At 69.2% G+C, this 276-nt stretch carries 1 protein-coding gene; it reads right to left on the reverse strand.

Translation table 11 applies throughout. The annotated features are described in order from the left end of the window. Positions 1–2 precede the first annotated feature (2 nt). Positions 3–276 (reverse strand): LmrA/YxaF family transcription factor (locus tag CKO35_RS17725; protein ID WP_200177420.1); only part of this gene is annotated, 274 nt, incomplete at its 5' end.

Genomic DNA, 276 nt, shown 5'->3' on the forward strand with positions numbered 1-276 from the left:
GGCTAGCCCGCCAGTTGCTCCAGCGCTCGCCGGGTGACGCCATCGATATAGCCCGGCTCGCCATAGATGCGCGCCAGCAGGATGGCGCCTTCGAAATCGGCCACCAGTTGCCGGCCGCGCTCCAGCGCCTGCGCCTCGTCGAAGGCCGGGCGGTAGAGCTGGGCGAAGGCTTGCGCCCAGTCGTCGAGGAAACTGCGGATCGGCGCCATCAGCTCGCTGCGACCATAGCTGGCGTCGACCGCGACCACGCCCATCAGGCAGCCGATGCTGTCGTCC

It is taken from the genome of Ectothiorhodospira shaposhnikovii (genome assembly GCF_016584105.1).
In the GTDB taxonomy this organism is placed as follows: Bacteria; Pseudomonadota; Gammaproteobacteria; order Ectothiorhodospirales; family Ectothiorhodospiraceae; genus Ectothiorhodospira; species Ectothiorhodospira shaposhnikovii.